A 21,879-nucleotide genomic window follows, 5' to 3' on the forward strand; every position below is an offset into this window, starting at 1 on the left:
CGGGCAGAAAAAAAGCCGCCCTGGCCGCAGCAAAGCTGCGGACCAATGGCGGCATGTTCTTCATGACCGGCTGACAATATGGGGGTGAAAATGAAGTGCTAAAGATGCAAGCCCTTGCTTGCTGCCGAATCATCCTTGCAGACGAATCATCCTTGCTGCCGGCTCATTCTGGCAGGACAACAACCGGCTCATCCGCGTCAGACAAACAGGGGATGGACGATGGTCCGGTTGATAACCCCGGCAAGCTCCTCCGGCGTATAGCCGGTCTGGTCGCGAAGATGGTTCAGCGATTGGGGGGCGAGCGTCGATATGAGCAGATGGGCGTTGATGGGCGGACAGACTCCCGCTGCGGCAGCGCCGGTATCTACGGCCTCCTGGAGCAGTCCCTGCACCGTGCCGAACAGGAATTGGTAAGGAGGAGAGTCGAAAAAGGTCGACATTTCCTTCTCGCATCTGCGTCCGGCGAAAATGGCGGCGTAGATCGTTTCCATCAGCTGGATATTGTTCATCAGATTCAGCACAAGCTCGCGGATGACGAGCGTCGCTCTCTCTTTCACCGCCAAGGAAGCGTTTTCGGTTAGAGACCGTTGGACGTCTTCCTGAAGCCCGTTGAAATAATCTTCCATCAGCTCCATGCACAGCTCGCCCTTCTGTGAAAAGCGGCGGTAAAGCGTGCCTTGGCCGACACCGGCCGTCTTGGCGATCTGATGCATGCTCACGGCGTCGACGCCGTGCTCGGCGAACAAGGCGCGGGCCGTTTCTAGAATCGACTCGCTGAGTTCCTGGGACTCCTTGCGCTTATAAATCGAAGACATGAACGTCACATCTTTCTATAGCAAAATAGCCGTATTGACACCCGGACAATTGTCCGCTATAGTCAATACGTTCATTAGCGGACAATTGTCCGCTGTCAGTCGGGGCATCGTTGCTCAGTGTCCATATTGTATCTTTTTGCTGGCAGACGGTCAATGAACGCGACAAAGAGAAACCACGGAAACCGTGGAAACAAGGAGTGGGAAACCGGTGTCGAGCCAACCTCAAGCCTCACCTTCCGCAGCAGCGGAAGTATCCATGCGCGCCATCATGGTGCCGCTGGTCGCCATCATCATCGGCATGTTCATGGTCATTTTGGACGGGACGGCGATGAACGTGGCGCTGCCCCAGCTGCAGCAAGATTTCGGCGTCACCTCGCTGACTCTGGTCCAGTGGACGGTAACCGGCTACGCGCTTGCCCAGGCAGCCGTCATTCCGCTCGCCGGCTGGCTGTCCGACCGTTTCGGGGCCAAAACGATCTTTCTCGTCTCCGTCATCTTGTTCACGGTCGGCTCGGGCCTCTGCGCCTTGGCGACGACTGTGGATCAGCTGATCATTTACCGCGTGCTGCAAGGGCTCGGCGGCGGCATGGTTGCGCCGATCGCCATGGCGTTCACCTACCGAATCGCTCCTCCAGGCAAGGTCGGAGCCGTAATGGGCATGATCGGCATTCCGATGCTGCTCGCTCCGGCGCTCGGCCCGGTCGTTGCCGGCTGGCTCGTTCAGGACGTATCCTGGCACTGGATCTTCCTCATCAACCTGCCGATCGGCGTCGTCGCCGTCCTGCTCGGCCTGCGCACGCTGCCTGCCATCGATCGGCAGAGCGTTCCGGAGCTTGATATCAAAGGCATGATTTTCGGCCCTCTTGCCTTCGCCGGTCTCGCCTATGGCGTATCCGAAGGCGGCACCGACTGGGGCTCTGCGCGAACGATTACCGGCCTTGTTGTCGGTGGCGTATCGCTGATTATCTTCATTATCGTCGAGCTTCGTCGACGCAATCCGCTGCTTGAGCTGCGGGTGTTCAAATCCGCCAACTTCTCTCGGGGCGTCATCGTCCAGTGGATTTCCCAGATCGCGCTCTTCGGCACGATCTTCATGATTCCGCTGTTCCTCCAAACCGGGAAAAACTATACGCCTCTGGAAACCGGCCTCGTCTTGCTGCCGCAAGCGCTGGCGGCGGGCCTCTTCATGCCGATCGGAGGCAGGCTGTACGACCGCATCGGCGCTCGTCCGCTCGTCATCAGCGGGCTGACCCTGATTACGGGCGCAGCCTTCCTGTTCTCCCGCATTACCGTCGACACCGGCGTATCGGGCATGATCCTGCCGCTGGTCCTTCTTGGCGCCGGCATGGGCATCTCCATGATGCCGCTCAACACGCATATCATCCAATCGGCTCCGGCTCATCTGGTCGGACGCGTCACCTCGCTGACGGCCGCGCTTCAGCAGGTCATCTCGTCGCTGGCCATCGCCGGATTGTCCACTTACGTGACGAGCCGCATCAAGCATTATTCGCCGCAGCTCGGCCAGGATCCCCATAAGCTGCTGACAGCTTCTTATGGCGATACCTTCGCGATTCTGATCTGGGTCGCCGTGCTCGGCGTTCTCGTCGGATTCCTGCTGAATAAGCCGAAGCCTCAGAAAGGCGCGGACGGAAGCGAACGGAGTCCGGAACCGCAAATGATGATGGGCGGCCACTGAAAGAGACGTGGGCTGATGTCTTCAACGGCTAATCGCCATGGCACACTTGCTCTTGCCTGATTCTTTCTACAAAAAGCAGAACGCCCTCCGGCATGGCCGGAGGGCGTTCTGTATTTCAAACCAACGAAGGTCGAGCCCGGAACCTTGTTCCAGAAGCGTTCATGCCATGCTTGAGTCTCCAAGCAGCACCGCTTGATTCATAAACCGCCCATGCACCGCTTGTCTTAAACCTCCCATGCGCCGCTTGATTCATAAACCGCCCATGCAGCGCCGCTTGTTTCCTGCAGCGCCGTTTCTTTTCGGGAAGCTATTCCGGGCGAGGAGCGGTCCGGGAGCTGCCGGGAAACGGGTAACGCGAGCACCAGAGCACCCACCAGACCAGCAGCGGTTGAAACGCCAGCCGGAGCCAGAGAGCCGCAGGGGAGGTGTGCTCGGTTCCGGGAAACGGAATTCCTTGGGCCGCCGCATATATATTGGCAGGAAAAATGAGGATCAAATACAGCGCTGCAACCCTTCCAGTCCAGCCGCGCGCAGCCGGAAGGAGAAGCAGCACGGCAATGGCCGCTTCCAGCACGGCCGTCGCGTAAATGATCGGGACCCGCAGCGGGACCCAGCCGGGCAGCATCGAGGCGAAGCCTTCCGGCTCGCGCAAATGGTACAAGCAGGCTGAAATCATGAGAATGGCGAACAGGATGAGGCCGACCAGACGAGGCCATGTCGTGCGATGGGCTTTGGACAGGGATGGAGAGGGCATAGGAATCTCCTTTAAGCTTTCATAGGTCTGTGCATTCATACACGCCAACCATGCCCTTTGAAGCACTCGGGAACATGGAATGGAAAGGATGCGCTTCAAACCCAAACATCAAGAAAGCTTGCGGAAATCCAGGATAAAGGCCGCCAAAGAGGCGATCGCCGCAAGAGGCCGGACATGGTTCCGCGGAAGCCGATTATCCGGATAGAGCGCCCAGTTGTCTAGCCCATCGGCATCCGGCACGGCCGCGCTGCCAAACCGTCACATTGAACCATAGCGCAACCAGGGGGTTCATGATCGGGAGGGAAGGCATGAGGCCTGCCGGCTGGCCGCCTCTCTACAACCGGTAGCTCGCAAAGGGCTCGCCGTAGCGGAACGGGCGGCTGATCCGCTCAAGCTCGTCCTTGATGGACGGCTCCAGAGCAAGCTCGAGGCTGCGGAGGTTCGCCTCCAGCTGCCTGGCGCTTGTGGCGCCGGCGATGACGCTCGCCACGGCCGGCTTGTCCAGCAGCCAGCGCATCGACAGGGCCGCGGGCTCGCATCCGGCTTCCTCGGCCAGCTCGGATACGTCTTGGCCGAGGCCGATATAATCGCCCTTCATGAAGCGGCCGAACGCCGGATCCGTCTCCAGCCGGGAGCCTGCCGGGGCGTCGGCTCCAGCTGCATATTTGCCGGTAAGGATTCCGCCTGCGAGCGGGAAGTAGGGAATCAGGCCGAGGCCTTGATCCAGACATAAAGGCACCAGCTCGATCTCGGGCGTACGGTCGGCAAGCGAGTAGCTCGTCTGAATCGAGGCATAGCGGCTCAGGCCGAGACGATCGCTGATTCCGAGCGCTTTCATGAGCTCCCAGGCCTGATAATTGGAGGCGCCGATGTACCGCACCTTGCCGGAGCGGACCATGTCATCGAGCGTGCGGAGCGTTTCCTCCAGCGGGGTCTCGGGATCGAACGTATGGATCTGGTAAAGATCGACATAGTCCGTTCCGAGCCTGCGCAGGCTTCCTTCCAGCTCCGTCATGAGATGGCTGCGGGACGCTCCGCGGCTGTTCGGTCCTTCGCCCCTCGGAAGCCCGGCTTTCGTCGTCAGAACGATGTCGGCTCTTCGGCCCTGAATGGCTTTGCCGATGATCCGCTCGCTTTCGGTGCCGGCGTAGATGTTGGCGGTGTCGATGAAATTGATGCCGTGGCTGAAGGCGCTGTGCAGGATCGAGATGCTGGTCTCTTCATCGGCTCTTTTTCCGAAGGCGTTCGTGCCGAGACCGATGGCCGACACGCGCAGCCCGCTGGCGCCCAGCTTGCGGTATTCCATGGTTATATTCCTCCTTGACTGGTGATGGACGGCCCGGGCCGGGCCGATGCCGCGAATATTCCAACGCTTCCAATCCATACTAGCGCTAGGCCGGCTATATTGGCAATCCGAGTGAATCGAGGTGCAGCAAACGATGAAAGCCTGGAAGAGAAGATCACCCTCCGGTAAAAGACGGATATCGCCGGCAATGGCGTCCGTGCTGCTGCTGGCTGCTATTGCCGTCGCCGGGGCCGCAGCCGCTCCGTTCCGTCTCGACAAGGATGTCGTGGACGATACGACGGTCGTCAGCGCATCCCAGCTTGCCAAGCAAGCCGACTGCATCGCCGTCGGCCGCTTCTCGGACAGCGACCGGATGGTTCTGACCGACCGCACGGCTCCTCATGGGAGGCTGGTTAATTTTGTCCAGCCGTTCACCGTGGAGCGGATGCTCAAATGCCCGTCCAGCAGCACGGTCCGAATCATAACGACCGGCATCGAGCCGTTGCCGCCGCCTTCGCAGACGGAGGCCAACGAGCGGTATCCAGGAGCCTGGGCATCCGGGCCGGACTACCTGATCTTCCTCAAGAAGCTGGAAGGACAGGACGGCTATCAGGTGCTCGGCTTGCTGAAGGGCGTATACCCGATTCAGGCTGGAAAGACGGTGAGCCTGGAGCGTCAAGGCTTCCCGGAGCTGAACGGAGTGTCCAAGGAAAATCTGGAATCCGTCGTGAAGGGACTTGAAGGCCGCTGAGCTTGCGGCTGAATTATATCACAGACGGGCCGGAAGCCGCAGGCTTCCGAAGCGGGAGCAGCAGGATGCGGCTGCCAGGCAATGGACTCGGCATAGGCTCCGAACCGGCGGGAGCGAGCCGCTTCAGCAGCTCGGATGGAATGGCGGACAGGCTGCGGCTGTCCGCCATGAGCGCTGCTGCCCGATCCGGCCTTGCGATCATCGCTCCGTATGCGGCTGCAGCCGTCCTTTCCGGACCGCCGGCAATGGAAATGAGCCGCTGGCCGGGACGAAGAGGCGATCGATTCAAAAGCTTCCTCAGACCGGGGAGGTCCGGGCGTGCGATCAGCAAAGCATCCGGAAGCAGAACAGCCGGAAGAGGACTCCCGGAAGCCGGGAGCTTGCGGCGGGTCGCTTTTGGGGAGCGGGAAAATCCGATCGCCCGCAGCCGCGAGCATAGCGCGGTCAGGAACAGCCGGGGATCGCTGTTGAAATCCGGCGAGCCTTCAGGGCTCCCGTACCGGCAGCTCTCGTAATTCACGCGGATAACCCTGGCTCCCGTGCCGCGCAGGCAGCCGCAGAAGGCGGAGGTGCATCCGAGCGCCAGCACCAAATCCGGCTTGGATGGACGGGAACCGTCCGCGAGGCCGAGATGGAGCGGCGAGCCGGAGGGCAGCGAGTCCAGGCCTCCCAGGCTTGCTGCGGCGGGAATTCCGGTCAGCTCAAGCAATTCCCGGAGCTCTGCGGCGGCGCCGGAGAGGCGGACCCCCGCCCCGACAGCGAGGAGCGGACGTTTAGATACGCGCAGGCTGTCGATCAAGCCGTCGAGGTCGGAATCCCGAATCGGGGGCTCCGAGGCGAGCAGCTCCCAGTAGGCCTCCGATTCCTTGAACGGCTGCAGCGGAAGGGAATCGGCGTTTTGCTCCAGAGTGATTCCGGTCAAGCGGAACGATGCCCGGAGAGAGCGGGCGCGGTCAGCTAAAAAGAGGGCTTTGCCGATCTTGGCGTACAGGTCTGCAGCGCCCGCAACAGCGTCGAAAGAGGCGGCGTCCTCCGAATGGAACGGAGGCGTCGCTCCGTCGGCAGCAAGCCTGCCCGACGGCAGGGCAGGAAATCCTTCCTTCTCGCTGTATAAGAGCAATAACAGCGCAGTGCAGCCGCCTTGCGGCCCGCTTGTCCCGATGACGGCCGCAGGCCGGCCGGCTGCAGCCGAACAGCCTTCGGCCGCAGCCTCGGCCAAGGCGAGATCCGGCAATCCTTCGGCGGCGATGCCGGAGCGGGCCGCAGCGGCGAGTAAGGATGTCTTCTCCGGCGAAGCGGCGGACCGGTCATGGAACAGATGACGGATTCCGTGGCGGGCGAGCAGGTTCATGACGGCATCCGACAGTTTCATACCCGTTTGATGTCACTCCTTTGGATGGGATCTGGCAGCCGGTCATTTCAAGGAGCGGCTGCCGAGCAGCCGCTTCTTCTTCTCTATTTACATATGTTTTCAAGCCGGTCATGGAATGGGACATTCGGTGATTTCACCGGATCCGGACGTGAAATCGGGCGGATACGCAAAAGAAGGCGGCCCGGATATTCCGGACTGCCCTCGGTTCTACCAGGTCCGCGGACCGATGAGGTCGGCGAAGGTGGTCGTTTTGGGATAGGATTTGGCCAAAGCCATGCCTTTGCGGGCTTCGGAGCGGACGGCGGCGAGCTCGGGACTGGAATAGAAGAACAGCACCTTCTCGTCGCGCCGGTCGACGGGCTTGATCGGCTTGTCGTACAGAATGAACGCGGCCCAGGCGTCGGCGATGTCCTCTCCCGCCTGATAGGCGCTGGCCTCGCGGAAGAACAGCTTCGTGTAGATGGCGGTCATGGGCTTGCCGGCCCGCGCATCCCGCACGACTTCCGGCGTCCAGAATTTGCTGTAGTACCGGGTCATCAGCGAGTCCTTGCGGAAATAAGCCCATTGGCCGCTTCCCGGAGCGGGACCTCCATATGCCGAGCCGATGATTCCGCCCGCTCCGTCCGCAGCCGCGGACGGCGAACCCAGATGGTCCAGCTCGGAGCCGCCGGGACCTTGCTGGGTGACCAGGCGTCCGAGCTCATGGGCGAGCGCCCAGCGGGTGCGCTCCTTGGCTCCCGGCGTCAGGTCGGAAGGATCGAGAACGAGCCGGACCTGGGCTTTGCCGATCGTTTCCGTCCGGGAGACGGCTCCCCGCTTGATTTCCAGCCGGAACTGCCTGATGAGGGACAGATAGGCTTTCGGATACATGGCTTTTACCTGCGTCCACAGCTGCTCGGCGGCGGCCTGCTGCATCAAGGTGACTTTATATCCGCTCTCCGGATGCAGGTTCAGCCCCCCCGCGGCGCTGATGTCGTAAAGGCCGGCCGGAAGGGTAGAGCCGTAGATCTCGCTGCCTTTGATCCCGATCGCGGTCCGGGCGGCGGCGGGCAGAGCTTCGATCAGATCGGCCACTTCCTGGTGGCTCTCCAGCATGTCGGCGTACAAGCCGTGCTCATACTGCTGCAGGCCAAGCTCGGCTTTCTCCTCGAGGCGGTTGTAGGCGGATGGCGGCAGCACAGGCTTCGCCGCCGCCAAATACTTCGATATGCCGCTGAAATAGGCCGTGCCGGCCAGCGTGCCGGAAGGGCTGTCCGGAGCGGTCAGGCCGCTCTCGGAGCCGCTGCCGCTGCCGGATGAGCCGGAGGAAGCGCTGCCCGTGCCCGTCCCGGTCATGCGGCGGGCGCCGGCGTAGCGCTCCTGCCAGTATGCCGAAGTGAGGCTCGACAGCTTGACTCCATCCACCGTGGCGGCGGCGAACTCGCGGTTGCCGGTATAGATGCCGGCGAAAGTAATCGCGGAGCCGCTGCGGAAAAAGACGGCGTCGCCCGGCAGAAGCAGGCTTTGTCCGCCTACGTCGGCTCCCTGCTTGAACTGCTCCGCGATCGTGCGCGGCAAGTTCAAGGCCGCGGGCGAGTAGCGGTAGACGTAGTAGAGGAAGCCTGAGGCGTCGAAGCCCGTTGGCGACGCGCCGCCGTAGGCATAGGGAGTGCCGAGCTGATCCAAGGCGTAATCGGCGATTGCTCCCGCAGCTTGCTGGCGGTCAGCGCTTCCTGCTGCCGATGCCGCCTGCGGGCTGCCGCCCGCTTGCGTTCCCTGCGCCGCCGGAGCGGAGCTGCCGCCTGCTTGCGTTCCCTGTGCAGCCGAAGCTGCGCTTCCGCCCGCGCCTGACGCCGCCGAGACTGCGGGCGTCTGCGAGCCGCCGAGCATGCCTGCGGAAGCCTTGGCTGCGGTTCCGTCCGCATAGGCTGTGCCCCGGGTCTCCGGTTCCTCATGGCCCGGCTGCTGAGACCGCAGTCCCTGCCCGCTGGCAACGGGAGATGTCTCTTGTCCTGCTTTTGCTCCCGATTCATAGGATGCCGTGCCCGGAACCGCGTAAGCGGCCCCTCCCCCTGCTGCAAGCATGGCAATGGCCGTACCTGTCCAAATGATTCGCCTCAATAGGCTCACTCCTGACTGAATCTTGGTGTATGTAGGACGAATTTCGTCAAATCCTTCCGTATTATAACAGGATAGCGATTGAAGATAATCGGACCTAGGGCGCAAGACATATATACAACGATATCCAGTTATCGAGATATTGAGGCCTTTATTATCCGTGAAAATGGAAGGATAAGGATCGGAACCAAGGCCCAACGGCTCAGCCAGGAAGAATTGAAGGTATTTTGTGGGTCTTTCGAACCGTAATTTTTTGCCGATCGCCGCAGCGCCGAATGATTCCAATAGGGGCGCAATCAGGTATAATGAGGCATAAAGATCGTCGGCGGACCGGATATTCGCCGGCGGGCGCGGCTCAGGCCGCAGGAGAGGAGGAGCATCGATGAACGATTCGAAGGTCATCTCGTTCCGCGGGGTGACCAAGCAGTACGATGACGACGTTCCCGTGCTGAAGGATGTCAGCTTCGACATCGAGCGGGGCAAGTTCTACACGCTGCTGGGGCCGTCAGGCTGCGGCAAGACGACCATTCTCCGGCTGATCGCCGGATTCATGGAGCCGACGGCCGGGGAGATTCTCATGGACGGCAAGAGCATCAACTCGGTCCCGGCCAACAAGCGGCAGGTCAATACGGTCTTTCAGGACTATGCGCTGTTCCCGCATCTCAACGTTTACGACAACGTCGCCTTCGGGCTGCGCATCCGCAAGCTCAAGGGAGCGGAGATCGAGCGCAAGGTGAAGGAAGCTCTCCGCTTCGTCAACCTGGAGGGGTACGACAAGCGCGAGATCCGGGAGATGTCCGGCGGCCAGCGGCAGCGGGTGGCGATCGCCCGCGCCATCGTCAACGAGCCGCAGGTGCTGCTGCTCGACGAGCCGCTCTCGGCGCTCGACCTCAAGCTGCGCTACGAGATGCAGTACGAGCTGCGCGAGCTGCAGCGGCGGCTCGGCATCACGTTCATCTTCGTCACGCATGACCAGGAGGAAGCACTGGCGATGTCCGACGAGATTTTTGTCCTGAACAAGGGGATCATCGAGCAGAGCGGCACGCCGACGGATATCTACGACGAGCCGATCAACCGGTTCGTCGCCGACTTCATCGGGGAATCCAACATCGTGCCGGGACGCATGCTGGAGGACTACAAGGTGGAGTTCGCGGGACAGGCCTTCACCTGCGTCGACCGCGGCCTGCGCCGGGGAGAGCCGGTCGAGGTCGTGCTGCGTCCGGAGGATCTGGAGATGAAGCCGGCGGACGAGGGCCAGCTGCGCGCCGTCGTCGAGACCCAGCTGTTCCGCGGGGTGCATTACGAGATCATCTGCCGCGACGACATCGGCAACGAGTGGATGGTCCATTCGACCCGCAAGGCGATCGTCGGAGAGATCATCGGGCTTGATTTCGAGCCGGAGGCGATCCACGTCATGAGGTTCGGAGAGTCGGAGGCTGACTTCGACAGGCGTCTGGAGGGGTACGAGGACGCGGACGGGACGCGCGAGTCGGCCGAAGCGGGCGGAGCTGCCGGCGGCACGGATGCCGCGGGCGCGGCCGGAGGAGGAGCCGAGCCGGGCTCGGGAGCGCCTGAGCCGGCTTCCATCGAGACGGGCAGGCCCGGAGGGAACAGCTAGTGGCCGTCCGCAACCGCAACTTCTTCCTCGTTCCCTATGTCCTGTGGATTCTGCTGTTCGTGGCGGCGCCGATCGCGCTGACGCTGTACAAGTCCTTCTTCGATGTCGACGGAGCGTTCACGCTGGACAACTACGTCCGCTTCTTCACGCCGGTCTACCTCAAGATGACGCTGAGCTCGTTCTGGTACGCGTTCCTGATCACGCTGTTCTCGCTGCTGATCGCCTACCCGGCCGCCTGGCTGCTGACGCGGACGAAGCACAAGCAGCTGTGGCTGCTGCTCATCATCTTGCCGACCTGGATCAATCTGCTGCTCAAGGTGTACGCCTTCCTGGGCATCTTCGGGACGTACGGCGCCGTCAACCGGTCGCTGGAGTGGCTCGGCATCGGGGCGCAGCAAATTCTGTTCACCGATTTCAGCTTCGTGTTCGTCTCGGTCTACATCTTCATTCCGTTCATGATCCTGCCGATCTTCAATTCGCTCGAAGAGCTGAATCCGTCTCTCGTGTTCGCGGCGAGGGATCTCGGCGCATCGCCGTGGACGACGTTCCGCCGGGTCGTGTTCCCGCTGACGCTGGACGGCGTCAAGGCCGGCTGCCAGGCCGTGTTCATCCCGGCGCTGTCGCTGTTCATGATCACGCGGCTTGTCGCCGGCAACCGCGTCATTACGCTCGGCACGGCCATCGAGCAGCATTTTCTCGTCACGCAGGACTGGGGCATGGGCTCCACGATCGCGGTGTTTTTGATTATCGTCATGGTGCTGATCATGTTCGCAGCCGGTAAACGGGAGGTGAGAAGGTAGAAGTGAATGCCACCAGAAAATGGCCATGGTCCAATCTGTATCTGATCGCGGTCTTCGCGGTCATGTACGCGCCGATCTTCTATCTGACGTTCTACTCCTTCAACAGCGGCGGCACGATGCACGGCTACGAAGGGTTCACGCTGGATTGGTACAAGGAAGTGTTCGCCGATACCCGGCTGCTGATCATCGTGCTGAACACGCTCGTCATCGCCCTGCTGTCCGGCCTTCTGTCGACGGTGCTCGGCATCGTCGGCGCGCTCGCCATCTATGAGGTGCGACGGCGGCGGAACAAGAACACGCTGCTCAGCTTCAACAACGTGCTGATCGTAAGTCCCGACGTCATCATCGGCGCCTCGTTCCTCATCCTGTTCACGATGATCGGCATCCGGCTCGGCTTCTTCAGCGTGCTGCTGTCGCATATCGCCTTCAGCGTCCCGATCGTCGTGCTCATGGTGCTGCCCAAGCTGCAGGAGATGAGCCCGACGCTCATCGATGCCGCACGCGATCTCGGCGCGAGCCGCTGGCAGGTGCTTACGGGCGTCGTGCTGCCGTTCATCCGTCCGGGCATCTTCGCCGGCTTCTTCATGGCGCTGACCTACTCGCTGGACGACTTCGCGGTGACGTTCTTCGTCACCGGCAACGGCTTCTCCACGCTCTCGGTCGAGATCTACTCGAGGGCGCGCCAAGGCATCTCGCTGTCGATCAACGCCTTGTCGACGCTCATCTTCCTGTTCACGATCCTGCTCGTCACGGGGTATTACTTCATCACCCGGCGGAGCGGGGCGAGAGCCGGCTCGGCGTCGCGCGGCGGCGTCATGGCCGGAGCGGGAGAGGGGGAATCGCGATGAAGGGCTTGATCCAGGCTTTCGCCGCCATTCTGGTCGCCTCTCTCGGCTGCATGTACCTGGCTTCCTACCTCAATTCCAGCCAGGGATATTCCGGGTCCAATACGCTGACCATCTACAACTGGGGCGATTACATCGATCCCGACCTGCTGACCAAATTCCAGAAGGAAACAGGCATCACCGTCATCTACCAGACGTTCGACTCCAACGAGGCGATGATGACGAAGGTGCAGCAGGGCGGCACGACGTTCGACGTCGCGGTCCCGTCCGAGTACGCCATCGACAAGATGAAGCAGGAGAACCTGCTGCTGCCGATCGACCACGATCGGCTGCCCAATCTCAAGCATATCGATTCTCGTTTCCTGAATCTAAGCTTCGACAAGGACAACCACTATTCCATCCCTTATTTCTGGGGAACGGTGGGCATCATCTACAATCCGGAGCTGACGCCCAAGGATCTCGTGTTCGACAGCTGGGACGACCTGTGGGATCCGCGCCTCAAGAACAACCTGCTGCTCGTCGACGGCGCGCGCGAGGTGATGGGCTTCGGCCTCAACAGCCTCGGCTATTCGCTCAACGACCGCAAGGAGGAGCATCTGCAGGAAGCGCTGCGCAAGCTGCAGAAGCTGACGCCGAACGTGAAGGCGATCGTCGGCGACGAGATCAAGATGCTGCTCGCGAACGAGGAAGCGGCCGCCGGAGTCGTCTGGTCGGGCGATGCGTCGGAAATCATGGACGAGAACGACAAGCTCGACTACGTCATTCCGAAGGAAGGCTCCAACGTCTGGTTCGACAACATGGTCATTCCGAGGACGGCACGCAATCTCGACGGAGCCTACAAGTTCATGAACTTCATGCTCGATCCGGCCAATGCCGCCCAGAACGCCGAGTACGTCGGCTACTCCACGCCGAACAAGGACGCGATTCCGCTCCTGCCCGAGGAAATCTCCTCGGACGAGCGCTTCTATCCGCCGGAGGAGCTGACGGGCCGGCTCGAGGTGTACGACAACCTCGGCAAGCGCATGCTCTCGCATTACAACGAGCTGTTCCTGGAGTTCAAGATGCACCGAAAGTAAAGGGCGTTCCGGGCATCCGTCAAATAAAAACCTGTTCCCGCGCATGGCTTCCAGGCGTGCCGGAACAGGTTTTTTTGTTCTTTCCTCCTCTCCGTGACGGAGCTTGCCGCGCAGAAGAGAGGGAAGGGCGGGCGGCGTGTGGAAGGATAGGGAGCAAGGGAAGGAATTCGGATATAAACGCATGGAGGAGAGAGCTGCATTGCCGATCGCACTGATATTCGACATGGACGGAACGCTTTTTCAAACGGACAAGATTTTAGAGATCTCCTTGCAGGATACGTTTGATTACTTGAAATCGCTTGGCGAATGGTCGGGCGCGGCTCCAATCGGGAAATACCGCGAGATCATGGGGGTTCCGCTGCCGGTCGTATGGAAAGCTCTATTGCCCGACCATACGGATGGCATCCGGCATAGGGCGAACGATCACTTTCATGTGCAGCTGATCGCGAACATTGCCGGCGGCCGAGGAGCCTTGTATCCTCACGTGATCGAAATATTCGATCGATTGAAGCAGGCCGGCGGCCCGATCTTCATCGCAAGCAACGGGCAGGTCGAGTATTTGAACGCGATTGTCAGCTATTACAAGCTTGACGCTTGGATCACGGAAACGTTCAGCATCCAGCACATCCCGTCTCAAGACAAGGGAGACCTGGTCGGCCATATCCTGAAGAAACATGACATCGAACAGGCAGCCGTCGTCGGCGACAGGCTGTCCGACATCCATGCCGCGAAAAAGAACGGCCTCATGGCGGTAGGCTGCCGCTTCGACTTTGCTCAAGAAGACGAGCTCAAGCAAGCCGACGTCGTCATCGATGATTTGCTGGAGCTGGCGGAGCTGTTCGATTTGCAGCCCTTCGGCCCTCATCGTAGATAGAAGCGCGTTTTTGTCGAGGATTCAGGAGCCCGAGGCAACTTTTATCCGCAAGCTCCGTCTAGAGAAAGGAGACTGGGAGTAAACCCCAGACGGGGAGGAACCGCTGCCGGTTATTCCGGCGGGATTCCTGCTCCACTACCTTCAACGATGGAAAGGATGCATGCCCATATGTTGACTTCTACCCGAAAAAACTCCGCTCTGCGGCTGTCTTCCGCGCTGCTTGGCGTATCCCTGCTGCTCGGAGCGGCGATTCCCTCCGCTCCTGCAAGCGCCGAGGCGCCGGTACTGTCCGCGCCGGGCTACGCGCCGGCAGCGCTGAACGCGCCGCTGGCCAAGCCTCTTTGGACCGCCCCGATCGACAAGCCGGGGCCGCAAGGCTTCCTGTACGCGACCAATGCGGTCGCGGAGAAAGGAAACGTCTATTCCGTCATGGGCGGAAAGCTCCTTGCCCGCAGCGCCGAGAGCGGCAAAGAGAAGTTCCGTTACGGAACGGGACTTCGACCCTTTGTCGTGTATGAAGGCAGTTCCGTCTATGTCGTGCAGCGGGACGGCAAGATCGCCGCTCTGAATGCCGCAACCGGCAAGCTCAAATGGACATCGTCCGCAGGCGGGCAAGAGGAAGGACGCACCCCTATCGTGCGCGGCGATACGGTGTACGCGACGACTGGGAATGTCGTCACGGCGTTCCGGGCTTCCGACGGCAAAAAGCTGTGGAAGCAGACGGAGAAGTCGGCAAGCTACGCGCCTTATGAAATCCAGGAGCATGACGGGGTCGTGCTGATGTCCTATGTCGTATCCGGGGCCATTACATCGATCCAGCTGGACGCCGTGGACAAGGGAACGGGCAAGCTGCTGTGGAAGGCGGACTCTACGAGCAGCCTGCTCGACGTGAAGGACGGGAAGGTCTATGCGGTCAAGGACGGCTTGCCCAATGCCGATCTGGACGCGACACCGAACCGCGTCTTCAAGGTCTCGGTGCTCGACCTGCGAACGGGCAAGTCGCAGGGAATCCGGGAATACGGCTACAAGCTGCCGGGCCAGCCTCCCTATCCATACGGAGGAGAGAGGGCATTTCTGGACGGAAGCGACCTCTATCTGGATACGGGCGCGAATGTGCTGAAGTTCGACTTCAGCCGGTACGTCCCGGGCCAGAAGCCTTCAAAGACATACGCCAAGCGCAGCGAGCGGACGGAGCTGGCGGGCAAGCCGGCATCCGGCAGGCTGTTCCTGGTGGACCGGGACAGCGGAGCGCTGCGCGGGCTCAAGACTGCCAACGGAGATCCCGTGTCCTGGGCAGGAGACAATCCTGCGGTCCGCACGGAGGTGTTCGGCAACGGCGTCTACTCCGCCCAGTCGGACGGCTTCCTGTATGCGTTCAATCTCCAAACGACGGATCCCGTCCTGAAGGTGAATGCGGGATCCCGCCTGTTCGGACCTACTCTCCGGACCGGCTCGATCCTGATCGTGCAGACGGACGGCAAGCTCATCGCCGTCCGCATCCCTGGCGCGCTGAACTAGCAAGTCCCGCCCCTTCAGGCTGAAGTTATGAGCTTCGAGCCTGCCGATAGGCTGAAGTCCCCGAGGAAGATCACATTGCCGCCTTCAGAAGGCGGCGGAATTGTGGCCGGCCGAGGGGGTTTTTTTCTAATCCCGGAAGCAGGTCGAGGAGCTGGCGGAAGCTGTTTCGTTCGGGCGTATGGACAAGCCGTTGATGGATGAACGGGATGGAATCTTGTCCGGGATGGCGAAGGCGCCTTGAGAATATAGGCATAGCCGAGCCTTGCGGTGCAAGGGAGAGATATCTTCCTTCAACGAAATGAGAGATTGGCGGGAGGCGGGATTTGCGGTACGATAGGTGAATTCGATGTATTTCGGCCGGGCGGGATTGGGCGGATCGCTCCCTTTCCGCATCCGCGGCTGAATCCAAGGAGGATGCATCTTGCCGACCACCACTGAAGACCATCCGCAGCCGGGCCAAGAAGGAGCTTCTTCCCGACAGCCGGCCGGCAGCCAGGCAGCGGTCTCAGCCGGGCAGCCGGACGCCGGAGCGGATTCCGCAGCGCCGCGCCGCTGGGGATTGGCGATCATGCTGGGCTCGCTCACGGCGATCGGGCCCTTTTCGCTGGATATGTACTTGCCGGCGCTGCCGGAAATGACGGCCGAGCTCGGCGGGACCAAGCTGCTGGGGCAGCTCAGCCTGACGTTCTGCATGCTCGGCCTGGCTGCCGGGCAGCTGCTGGCCGGTCCGCTCAGCGACGCCCGGGGCCGCAAAAAACCGCTGCTCGTCGCTCTCGCCAGCTATGCGGCTTCCTCGCTGCTCTGCGCCTTCAGCGGCAGCATCGCGATGCTGCTCGCCTGCCGGCTGATCCAGGGCCTCTCCGGAGCAGCCGGCATCGTCATCGCCAGAGCGGTCGTGCGCGATCTCTACTCCGGCAAGGAGATGACGCGATTCTTCTCGCAGCTCATGCTGATCAACGGCGCCGCCCCGATTCTGGCGCCGATCTTCGGCGGCCAGCTGCTGCGCTTCGTCAGCTGGCGCGGGACGTTCGTGTTCCTCGCCATTCTCGGCATCATTCTGCTGGCGGCCGCATGGCTCGCGCTGCCGGAAACGCTGGCTCCGCAGCGCCGCGCCAAGGGCGGGCTGAGGCAGACGATCGGCAGCTTCGGCTTCTTCCTGAGGGACCGTTCCTTCATGGGCTTCGTGCTGACGATGAGCCTCGTGTCGGGAGCGATGTTCGCATACATCTCCGGCTCGTCCTTCGTGCTGCAGCAGCTGTACGGGGTGTCGCCATCCCAGTACAGCTTCATCTTCGCGCTCAACGGAGCGGGAATCATCATCGCCTCCCAGTTGACCGGAAGGCTGGCAATGAGCATGAACACGGAGCGCCTGTTCCGCAGCGGCGTCCTGATCGCCCTCTGCGGCGGCGCCGCTCTGCTCGCGACCGTGCTGCTGGGAGGAGGCCTTGCTCCGGTGATGGCCTCCCTGTTCATCGTCGTGTCGAGCGTGGGCATCGTCGGCACGGCATCGACGTCTCTGTCGATGCAAAATGCCGGCAGCGCCGCAGGCAGCGCATCCGCTCTGATCGGAATGCTGCAGTTCGCCGCCGGAATGGCGTTCTCGGCGCTGTCGGGACTCGGAGGCGAGGGCAGCGCCCTGCCGCTCGCGATTGTCATCGCCGCCGCCGAAGCTCTGGCCCTGCTTGCGATGGCGACGCTGCTAGGCCGCCGCCGTACCCGCTGAGGCCTGCCGCCGGCCAGCGCGTCCGGTCAGGGCGGGCATATACGCTGGACGGAGGCTGCCCTCCGTCCATATTTGAACCCCAACGGCCCCGCGTGGATCCAGGTACGCATCCGAGCTTGTCGGCTCCTTGCTGGAGGCGATCCGCTTCTGGCTGCGGTTCGAATATATCGGCATCCCTTCGGGACCGTATTCTTCATCGCTCAGGCCAGCCGGTTGTTCCAGCTGGCCTTTTTTCCATTTCCAGTGGATTCATGCGGCATGGTTTTGACCTTTTGCCCGTTTTCCTTGTCTCCCGGAAGCAGCCGTGCCGCGCCAGGGTTGGATCCTCCAGCCGCTTTGTCATGAAGACTGCGCTCGGATTGCTCCTTTTGTCCCTCGATCCCTCCTTTCCATATGGTACAATTAGGAAACAAGCCTGGCCGCGCGGGAGGGAAGCCGAAATGGGCAAAACCAAAGTATTCATCAGCTCCGTCAACGAGGACGGATTGAAGCCGCTGCGGCGGACGGCTTTCCGGGAACTGGAGAGCCTCGGCCATGAACCGCTGATGTGGGAAGAAAATCTGGGCCCGTGGCCCTCCTATCTCAACCCGGTGGAAAAATGCCTGGAAGCGGTCGGGGAGTCCGACCTCTATGTGCTGTTCATCGGAACGAAGGCAGGGACCTACGATCCCGTCTCGGGCATCACGGTGACCCATTCGGAGCTGATCTCGGCGCTCGACAAAGGAATCGCGGCTCTCGTCTGGGCCGACGCGCAGGTGAAGGCCCGCTTTTTTGCCACCGTGGCTCACCGGCTCGATGCCTATATCGACCGTTCGGTCGAAGAGACCGGCCAGTATCCCGATAATGGCCGGCTGCTGGATTATCTCCGCACCTGCGAGGAGGCGGACGCCCATGTCGATCCCTATGTCTGGCTGCTCCTGTACGACCTCCGCCAGCGCGGCATCTATGTGGAGGACCTGGCGTCAGCGGTTCCGATCGACTGGAAGAGCTACTTCAGCGATCTGCTGCGCCGCGGCCTGCTGCTGCTCCCGCTGGAGCCGTCCATCATGGACAACAGCCTGCGGCTGGAGCAGGCCGGACAAAGCTTCGACCTGATGACGGCGCTGCTGCCGCAAGTCCGGCTGGAGCCTCCGGGCAGCTGGGCGGACTGGCTGGGCACGGTCAGCCAGCGGCTGCAGGGCCGCCAGGTGAAGCATGCTTATGGCAGCTGGAGCCGGGAGACCGTCGGACATTATGAAGCCTGCAACGGGGCTTCTCTCTACCGGCATGAGGGCGGAGAGCTGCGCTTCGTCGCCTGCTGCGGGCAGACGTCGGCGGTGCGGGCGTTCGCCCTGGACGATCAAAGCTCCTATATCGCGCTCACGTACGGCATGGGAAGCCGGGCCGAGGGCGTATACTACAAGGAAGCCCGCCAAAAGTTCTTTTACTGTGTCCGCAGCGGCCCTTACGTGGCGACATTCCATTTTCCGGCGGGACCGTCCTGGAGCAACCTCCGCTATATGCGCTACAAAGACAGCGTGAATAATGCTATAATAGGGCCTAACACGCAGATGATCCGGCTGGTGAGCTTATTTCTGGGAGGGATGCGGCAATGAAAAGCTGTGTATGGGTATCCAAGAACGGCCGAGTATCCGAAGCGGACGGCATTCAGCCCCGGGACGCGCTCCTGTTCGCCACCGGAACGGCAACCTCGGAGGACCTGCTCCTGCAGCAGAGAATAGCCGCCGAACAAAATATCAGACTGATCCGGTCGAGGCTCGCGGAAGCGACCCGGCGGTAGCGGTTGCATGAATCCGTCCCCCGTGGCGGATTTTTTGCTGCATCGCGGGATGTGCCGACTGCGCAAGGATGCCAAGTCAGGAAATGGAGGCGCATGCGATGGTTTCGGAGCTTGAACTGATCGTCCGGTCGACGGAGATCGATGTGAACGGGCATGTGAACAACGCCAAGTACCTGGAGTATCTGGAGTGGGGACGGGAAGACTGGTACGAGCAAGCGGGACTGGATTACGCAGCCTTCCTGGAGATGGGCATCCAGACGGTGACGGTCAACGTGAACATCAACTACAGGCGGGAATGTGTGCAGGGAGACCGCCTGACGGTGCGCACGCATCCGCTGCGGGCCGGCCGGACCAGCTATGTCCTGAAGCAGGAGCTCGCGGATGCGGCGGGAGTCGTGAGGGCCGACGCCGAGGTGACGAGCGTCTGCATGGATGCGGCCGAGCGGCGCAGCAGGGAGCTGCCCGATCGGCTGCGAGAGGCGCTTCAGGCCGCGGACGCATAGGATCGAGGAAACGTTTCAACAGAGGGAATCTAGAGGGGGAATCATCATGACAGGCAAACTGATCTTTTTCGATATCGACGGAACGCTGCTCGACCATGACAAGAACATCCCGGCTTCCGCCAAGGAATCCGTCCGGCTGCTCCAGGAAGCGGGCCACGAGGTGGCGATCGCGACGGGACGCGGACCGTTCATGTTCAAGGAAATCCGCGAGGAGCTCGGCATCGAGTCGTTCATCAGCTACAACGGCCAGTATGCGGTCCGCAAGGGCGAGGTGATCGTGCGCAATCCGATCCGTCCGGAATATTTGCAGCGGATTACCGAGGCCGCCGCAGCCAATGACCATCCGATCGTCTACATGAACGAAGAGACGATGAAGGCCAATATCGAGCAGCATGACTACATCGACGAGAGCATGAGCTCGCTGGCGCTCAAGAACAAGGTCATGGAATGGGACAAGGAGTATTACATCGGGCGCGAGATCTACCAGTGCCTGCTCTTCTGCACGATCGGCGACGAGCTGAAGTACCGGGAGACGTTCCCGGAGCTGGACTTCATCCGCTGGCATCAGTTCTCGATGGACGTGCTTCCGCTCGGCGGCTCCAAGGCCAAGGGCATCGAGGCTTTCGTGAAGCTTGCGGGTGTCCGCCCGGAGGATGTCTACGCGTTCGGCGACGGGCTGAACGACATCGAGATGCTGCAGCTGGTGCATAACAGCGTGGCGATGGGCAATGCGATCGAGAGCGTGCAGAAGGCGGCCAAGCATGTGACGAAAGATGTGGCCGAGGACGGCATCAAGCATGGCCTGGAGCTTGTCGGCCTGCTGTAGGCTTCGGCAGGCATGTATCGGATCGGCGGAAGGCGGACCGCTTCGCGCCAAGCTGGTTGGTCCATAGTAACCGTAGCTCCCGATGCATGTCGAGAGAATGAATACGGATGCATAGCATAGGAATGAACGGCGATGCCTAGCAAAGCATGAGTTGGCGTAGCAAAAGGCATAGCGATACCATGCACGCCAATGGCATGGCGATGCCATGCACAAAAAAACCAGCCGTCCAACGGCTGGTTTTTTGATTCCGTCTTGTCAGCTGCGGGCTTGAGCCGTCCGGGTTACCCGCCGCTCGAGATGCCGGGTGCGGATGAGGATGGCTGCGCCGACGAGCATGAGCCCGTTGATGACGAACACGTATCGGATCGGAATCCAGCCGCCCAGCAGCCCTCCAATCATCGGGCCGAGCATCGTCGCCAGCTGGGTCGCGGACTGGTTCAGCCCGAAGGCGCGGCCGCGGAATTCCGGCTCCGTCACTTTCACGATCATGGCGTTCAGGGCCGGATACACACCGGCGAAGCAGAGGCCGTAAAAGAAGCGGAGCACGCCGAAGCCGACATAGCTGCTGGAGAAGAATTGCAGCAGATTGCCTATTCCGCCTCCCATCAGGCCGATGACGAGCACATTCGTATAGCCGATCCGGGAGCCGAACTTGCCCCACTGGGGAGCCGCGATCAGCGTCGCGATGCCGACGGCGGAGAAGATGATGCCGGAGAGCAGCGTGGCGTCGCTCTTGCCCGCTCCAAGCTCGATCACATAGACGGTCAGCAATGGCTCCAGGATCATGACGGAGAACGTGCCCAGCGCGACCAGTCCCAGCATCGTGACGAAGACGCGGTTCGAGAAGGCTTCCTTCAGATCCTGGCGGACCGAGGAGCGCACCGTCTTGCGGTTGAAGTTCTGCTCCTTGACGAAAAAGACGGCGATCAGCGCGGAGACGAGCACGATGCAGCCCGAAAAGACGAAGCTTTCGCGGTTGCCCATGTAATGGCTGACGATGCCGCCGATGAGCGGCCCTAGAATGCCGCCTGTCGCGCCGGAGGTCGCCATGATGCCGAGCGCGTAGCCGGTCTTCTCTTCCGGAGTATTTGTCGCCACGAGCGCGATTGCCGCGGGCACGTATCCGGCGAGCAGGCCCTGGCCGATGCGAAGGAGGAGGAACAGATAGGGATCGTGGATGAAGAAGGTGAGCATGTACAAGGCCGCAAGGGCGAAGCCGGAGCGGATGAGCATCGGCCGCCTGCCGTATTTGTCCGAGAGGGAGCCCCAGTAGGGCGCGATCAGCGCGCTCGCGAGAAACGTGATGCCGAAGGCGAATCCGGACCAGAGCGTGAGCCGGCTCGAGACGCCAAGCTCGTTATGCAGGAAAATCGGGATGAAGGGGATGGAGATCGAGTAGGCCGTGCTGCAAAAAAAGACGCCGGTCCACAACACAAGGAGGTTGCGCTTCCATAAGAATGAATCCGCCATGAGGGGTATCAAATCCTTTCTGGGGGCTGGCTGGACCCTGGTTCTAGCCTATATTGGGTTCGAAATTATTCCCGAA

At 61.4% G+C, this 21,879-nt stretch carries 19 protein-coding genes; 13 read left to right on the forward strand and 6 right to left on the reverse strand.

Annotated features, from left to right (window positions below):
- Positions 1-197 precede the first annotated feature (197 nt).
- Positions 198-815, reverse strand: a complete 618-nt coding sequence (locus PHU01S_RS16660; RefSeq protein ID WP_048747034.1) for a TetR/AcrR family transcriptional regulator — start codon at positions 813-815, stop codon at positions 198-200.
- Between the two features lie 256 nt (positions 816-1,071).
- On the opposite strand from PHU01S_RS16660, the gene PHU01S_RS16665 reads away from it, so the two are divergent.
- Positions 1,072-2,511 carry an MDR family MFS transporter gene (locus PHU01S_RS16665; RefSeq protein ID WP_048747038.1) on the forward strand — a complete coding sequence of 480 codons (1,440 nt, stop codon included), beginning with the start codon at positions 1,072-1,074 and terminating at the stop codon, positions 2,509-2,511.
- Positions 2,512-2,818: 307 nt separating this feature from the next.
- On the opposite strand, the gene PHU01S_RS16670 is transcribed toward PHU01S_RS16665, so the two are convergent.
- Together PHU01S_RS16670 and PHU01S_RS16675 are read right to left on the reverse strand one after the other, a co-directional pair.
- Positions 2,819-3,265 carry a DoxX family protein gene (locus PHU01S_RS16670; RefSeq protein WP_049869056.1) on the reverse strand — a complete coding sequence of 149 codons (447 nt, stop codon included), beginning with the start codon at positions 3,263-3,265 and terminating at the stop codon, positions 2,819-2,821.
- Positions 3,266-3,599: 334 nt separating this feature from the next.
- On the reverse strand, positions 3,600-4,571 hold the full coding sequence (locus PHU01S_RS16675) for an aldo/keto reductase (protein WP_049869057.1): 972 nt from the start codon (positions 4,569-4,571) through the stop codon (positions 3,600-3,602).
- A gap of 187 nt (positions 4,572-4,758) precedes the next feature.
- On the opposite strand from PHU01S_RS16675, the gene PHU01S_RS16680 reads away from it, so the two are divergent.
- Positions 4,759-5,301, forward strand: coding sequence for a hypothetical protein (locus PHU01S_RS16680; RefSeq protein WP_127508635.1), 543 nt, complete (start codon positions 4,759-4,761; stop codon positions 5,299-5,301).
- Between the two features lie 13 nt (positions 5,302-5,314).
- Here the strand turns inward: PHU01S_RS16680 and PHU01S_RS16685 are convergent, their stop codons facing one another.
- Together PHU01S_RS16685 and PHU01S_RS16690 are read right to left on the reverse strand one after the other, a co-directional pair.
- Positions 5,315-6,673, reverse strand: coding sequence for a hypothetical protein (locus PHU01S_RS16685; RefSeq protein WP_127508638.1), 1,359 nt, complete (start codon positions 6,671-6,673; stop codon positions 5,315-5,317).
- Positions 6,674-6,880: 207 nt separating this feature from the next.
- Positions 6,881-8,773 carry a C40 family peptidase gene (locus tag PHU01S_RS16690; protein ID WP_164763093.1) on the reverse strand — a complete coding sequence of 631 codons (1,893 nt, stop codon included), beginning with the start codon at positions 8,771-8,773 and terminating at the stop codon, positions 6,881-6,883.
- 379 nt (positions 8,774-9,152) lie between these two features.
- Between PHU01S_RS16690 and PHU01S_RS16695 the strand changes: the two genes are divergently transcribed.
- The 11 genes from PHU01S_RS16695 (at position 9,153) to PHU01S_RS16745 (ending at position 20,333) form a co-directional block, all read left to right on the forward strand.
- Positions 9,153-10,388: an ABC transporter ATP-binding protein gene (locus PHU01S_RS16695; RefSeq protein ID WP_127508643.1), complete on the forward strand. Its 1,236-nt coding sequence runs from the start codon at positions 9,153-9,155 to the stop codon at positions 10,386-10,388.
- A complete protein-coding gene (locus PHU01S_RS16700; RefSeq protein WP_127508646.1) occupies positions 10,388-11,188 on the forward strand; it encodes an ABC transporter permease in 801 nt (266 codons plus the stop codon). Before PHU01S_RS16695 ends, PHU01S_RS16700 begins: the two co-directional genes overlap by 1 nt.
- A gap of 62 nt (positions 11,189-11,250) precedes the next feature.
- Positions 11,251-12,036 (forward strand): ABC transporter permease, encoded by a 786-nt coding sequence (locus PHU01S_RS16705; RefSeq protein WP_076358877.1) that lies wholly within the window; start codon positions 11,251-11,253, stop codon positions 12,034-12,036.
- Positions 12,033-13,109 (forward strand): ABC transporter substrate-binding protein, encoded by a 1,077-nt coding sequence (locus PHU01S_RS16710; protein ID WP_076358807.1) that lies wholly within the window; start codon positions 12,033-12,035, stop codon positions 13,107-13,109. Before PHU01S_RS16705 ends, PHU01S_RS16710 begins: the two co-directional genes overlap by 4 nt.
- Positions 13,110-13,308: 199 nt before the next feature.
- Positions 13,309-13,983, forward strand: coding sequence for an HAD family hydrolase (locus PHU01S_RS16715; protein WP_127508700.1), 675 nt, complete (start codon positions 13,309-13,311; stop codon positions 13,981-13,983).
- Between the two features lie 168 nt (positions 13,984-14,151).
- Entirely contained in the window at positions 14,152-15,501 is a 1,350-nt protein-coding gene (locus PHU01S_RS16720; RefSeq protein WP_164763094.1) for an outer membrane protein assembly factor BamB family protein, read from the forward strand.
- Between the two features lie 421 nt (positions 15,502-15,922).
- On the forward strand, positions 15,923-17,224 hold the full coding sequence (locus PHU01S_RS16725; protein WP_246029261.1) for a multidrug effflux MFS transporter: 1,302 nt from the start codon (positions 15,923-15,925) through the stop codon (positions 17,222-17,224).
- 440 nt (positions 17,225-17,664) lie between these two features.
- The gene (locus PHU01S_RS16730) at positions 17,665-18,819 is read left to right on the forward strand and encodes a DUF4062 domain-containing protein (RefSeq protein ID WP_164763095.1); all 1,155 of its coding nucleotides are present in this window, start codon (positions 17,665-17,667) and stop codon (positions 18,817-18,819) included.
- The gene (locus PHU01S_RS16735) at positions 18,816-19,004 is read left to right on the forward strand and encodes a hypothetical protein (RefSeq protein ID WP_021881857.1); all 189 of its coding nucleotides are present in this window, start codon (positions 18,816-18,818) and stop codon (positions 19,002-19,004) included. Before PHU01S_RS16730 ends, PHU01S_RS16735 begins: the two co-directional genes overlap by 4 nt.
- 98 nt (positions 19,005-19,102) lie before the next feature.
- Entirely contained in the window at positions 19,103-19,507 is a 405-nt protein-coding gene (locus PHU01S_RS16740; protein ID WP_076358880.1) for an acyl-CoA thioesterase, read from the forward strand.
- A gap of 46 nt (positions 19,508-19,553) precedes the next feature.
- On the forward strand, positions 19,554-20,333 hold the full coding sequence (locus tag PHU01S_RS16745) for a Cof-type HAD-IIB family hydrolase (protein ID WP_076358812.1): 780 nt from the start codon (positions 19,554-19,556) through the stop codon (positions 20,331-20,333).
- Positions 20,334-20,588: 255 nt separating this feature from the next.
- On the opposite strand, the gene PHU01S_RS16750 is transcribed toward PHU01S_RS16745, so the two are convergent.
- Entirely contained in the window at positions 20,589-21,803 is a 1,215-nt protein-coding gene (locus tag PHU01S_RS16750; protein ID WP_076358813.1) for an MFS transporter, read from the reverse strand.
- Positions 21,804-21,879: the final 76 nt, after the last annotated feature.

This window comes from Paenibacillus humicus NBRC 102415, from assembly GCF_004000905.1.
GTDB lineage: Bacteria > Bacillota > Bacilli > Paenibacillales > Paenibacillaceae > Paenibacillus_O > Paenibacillus_O humicus.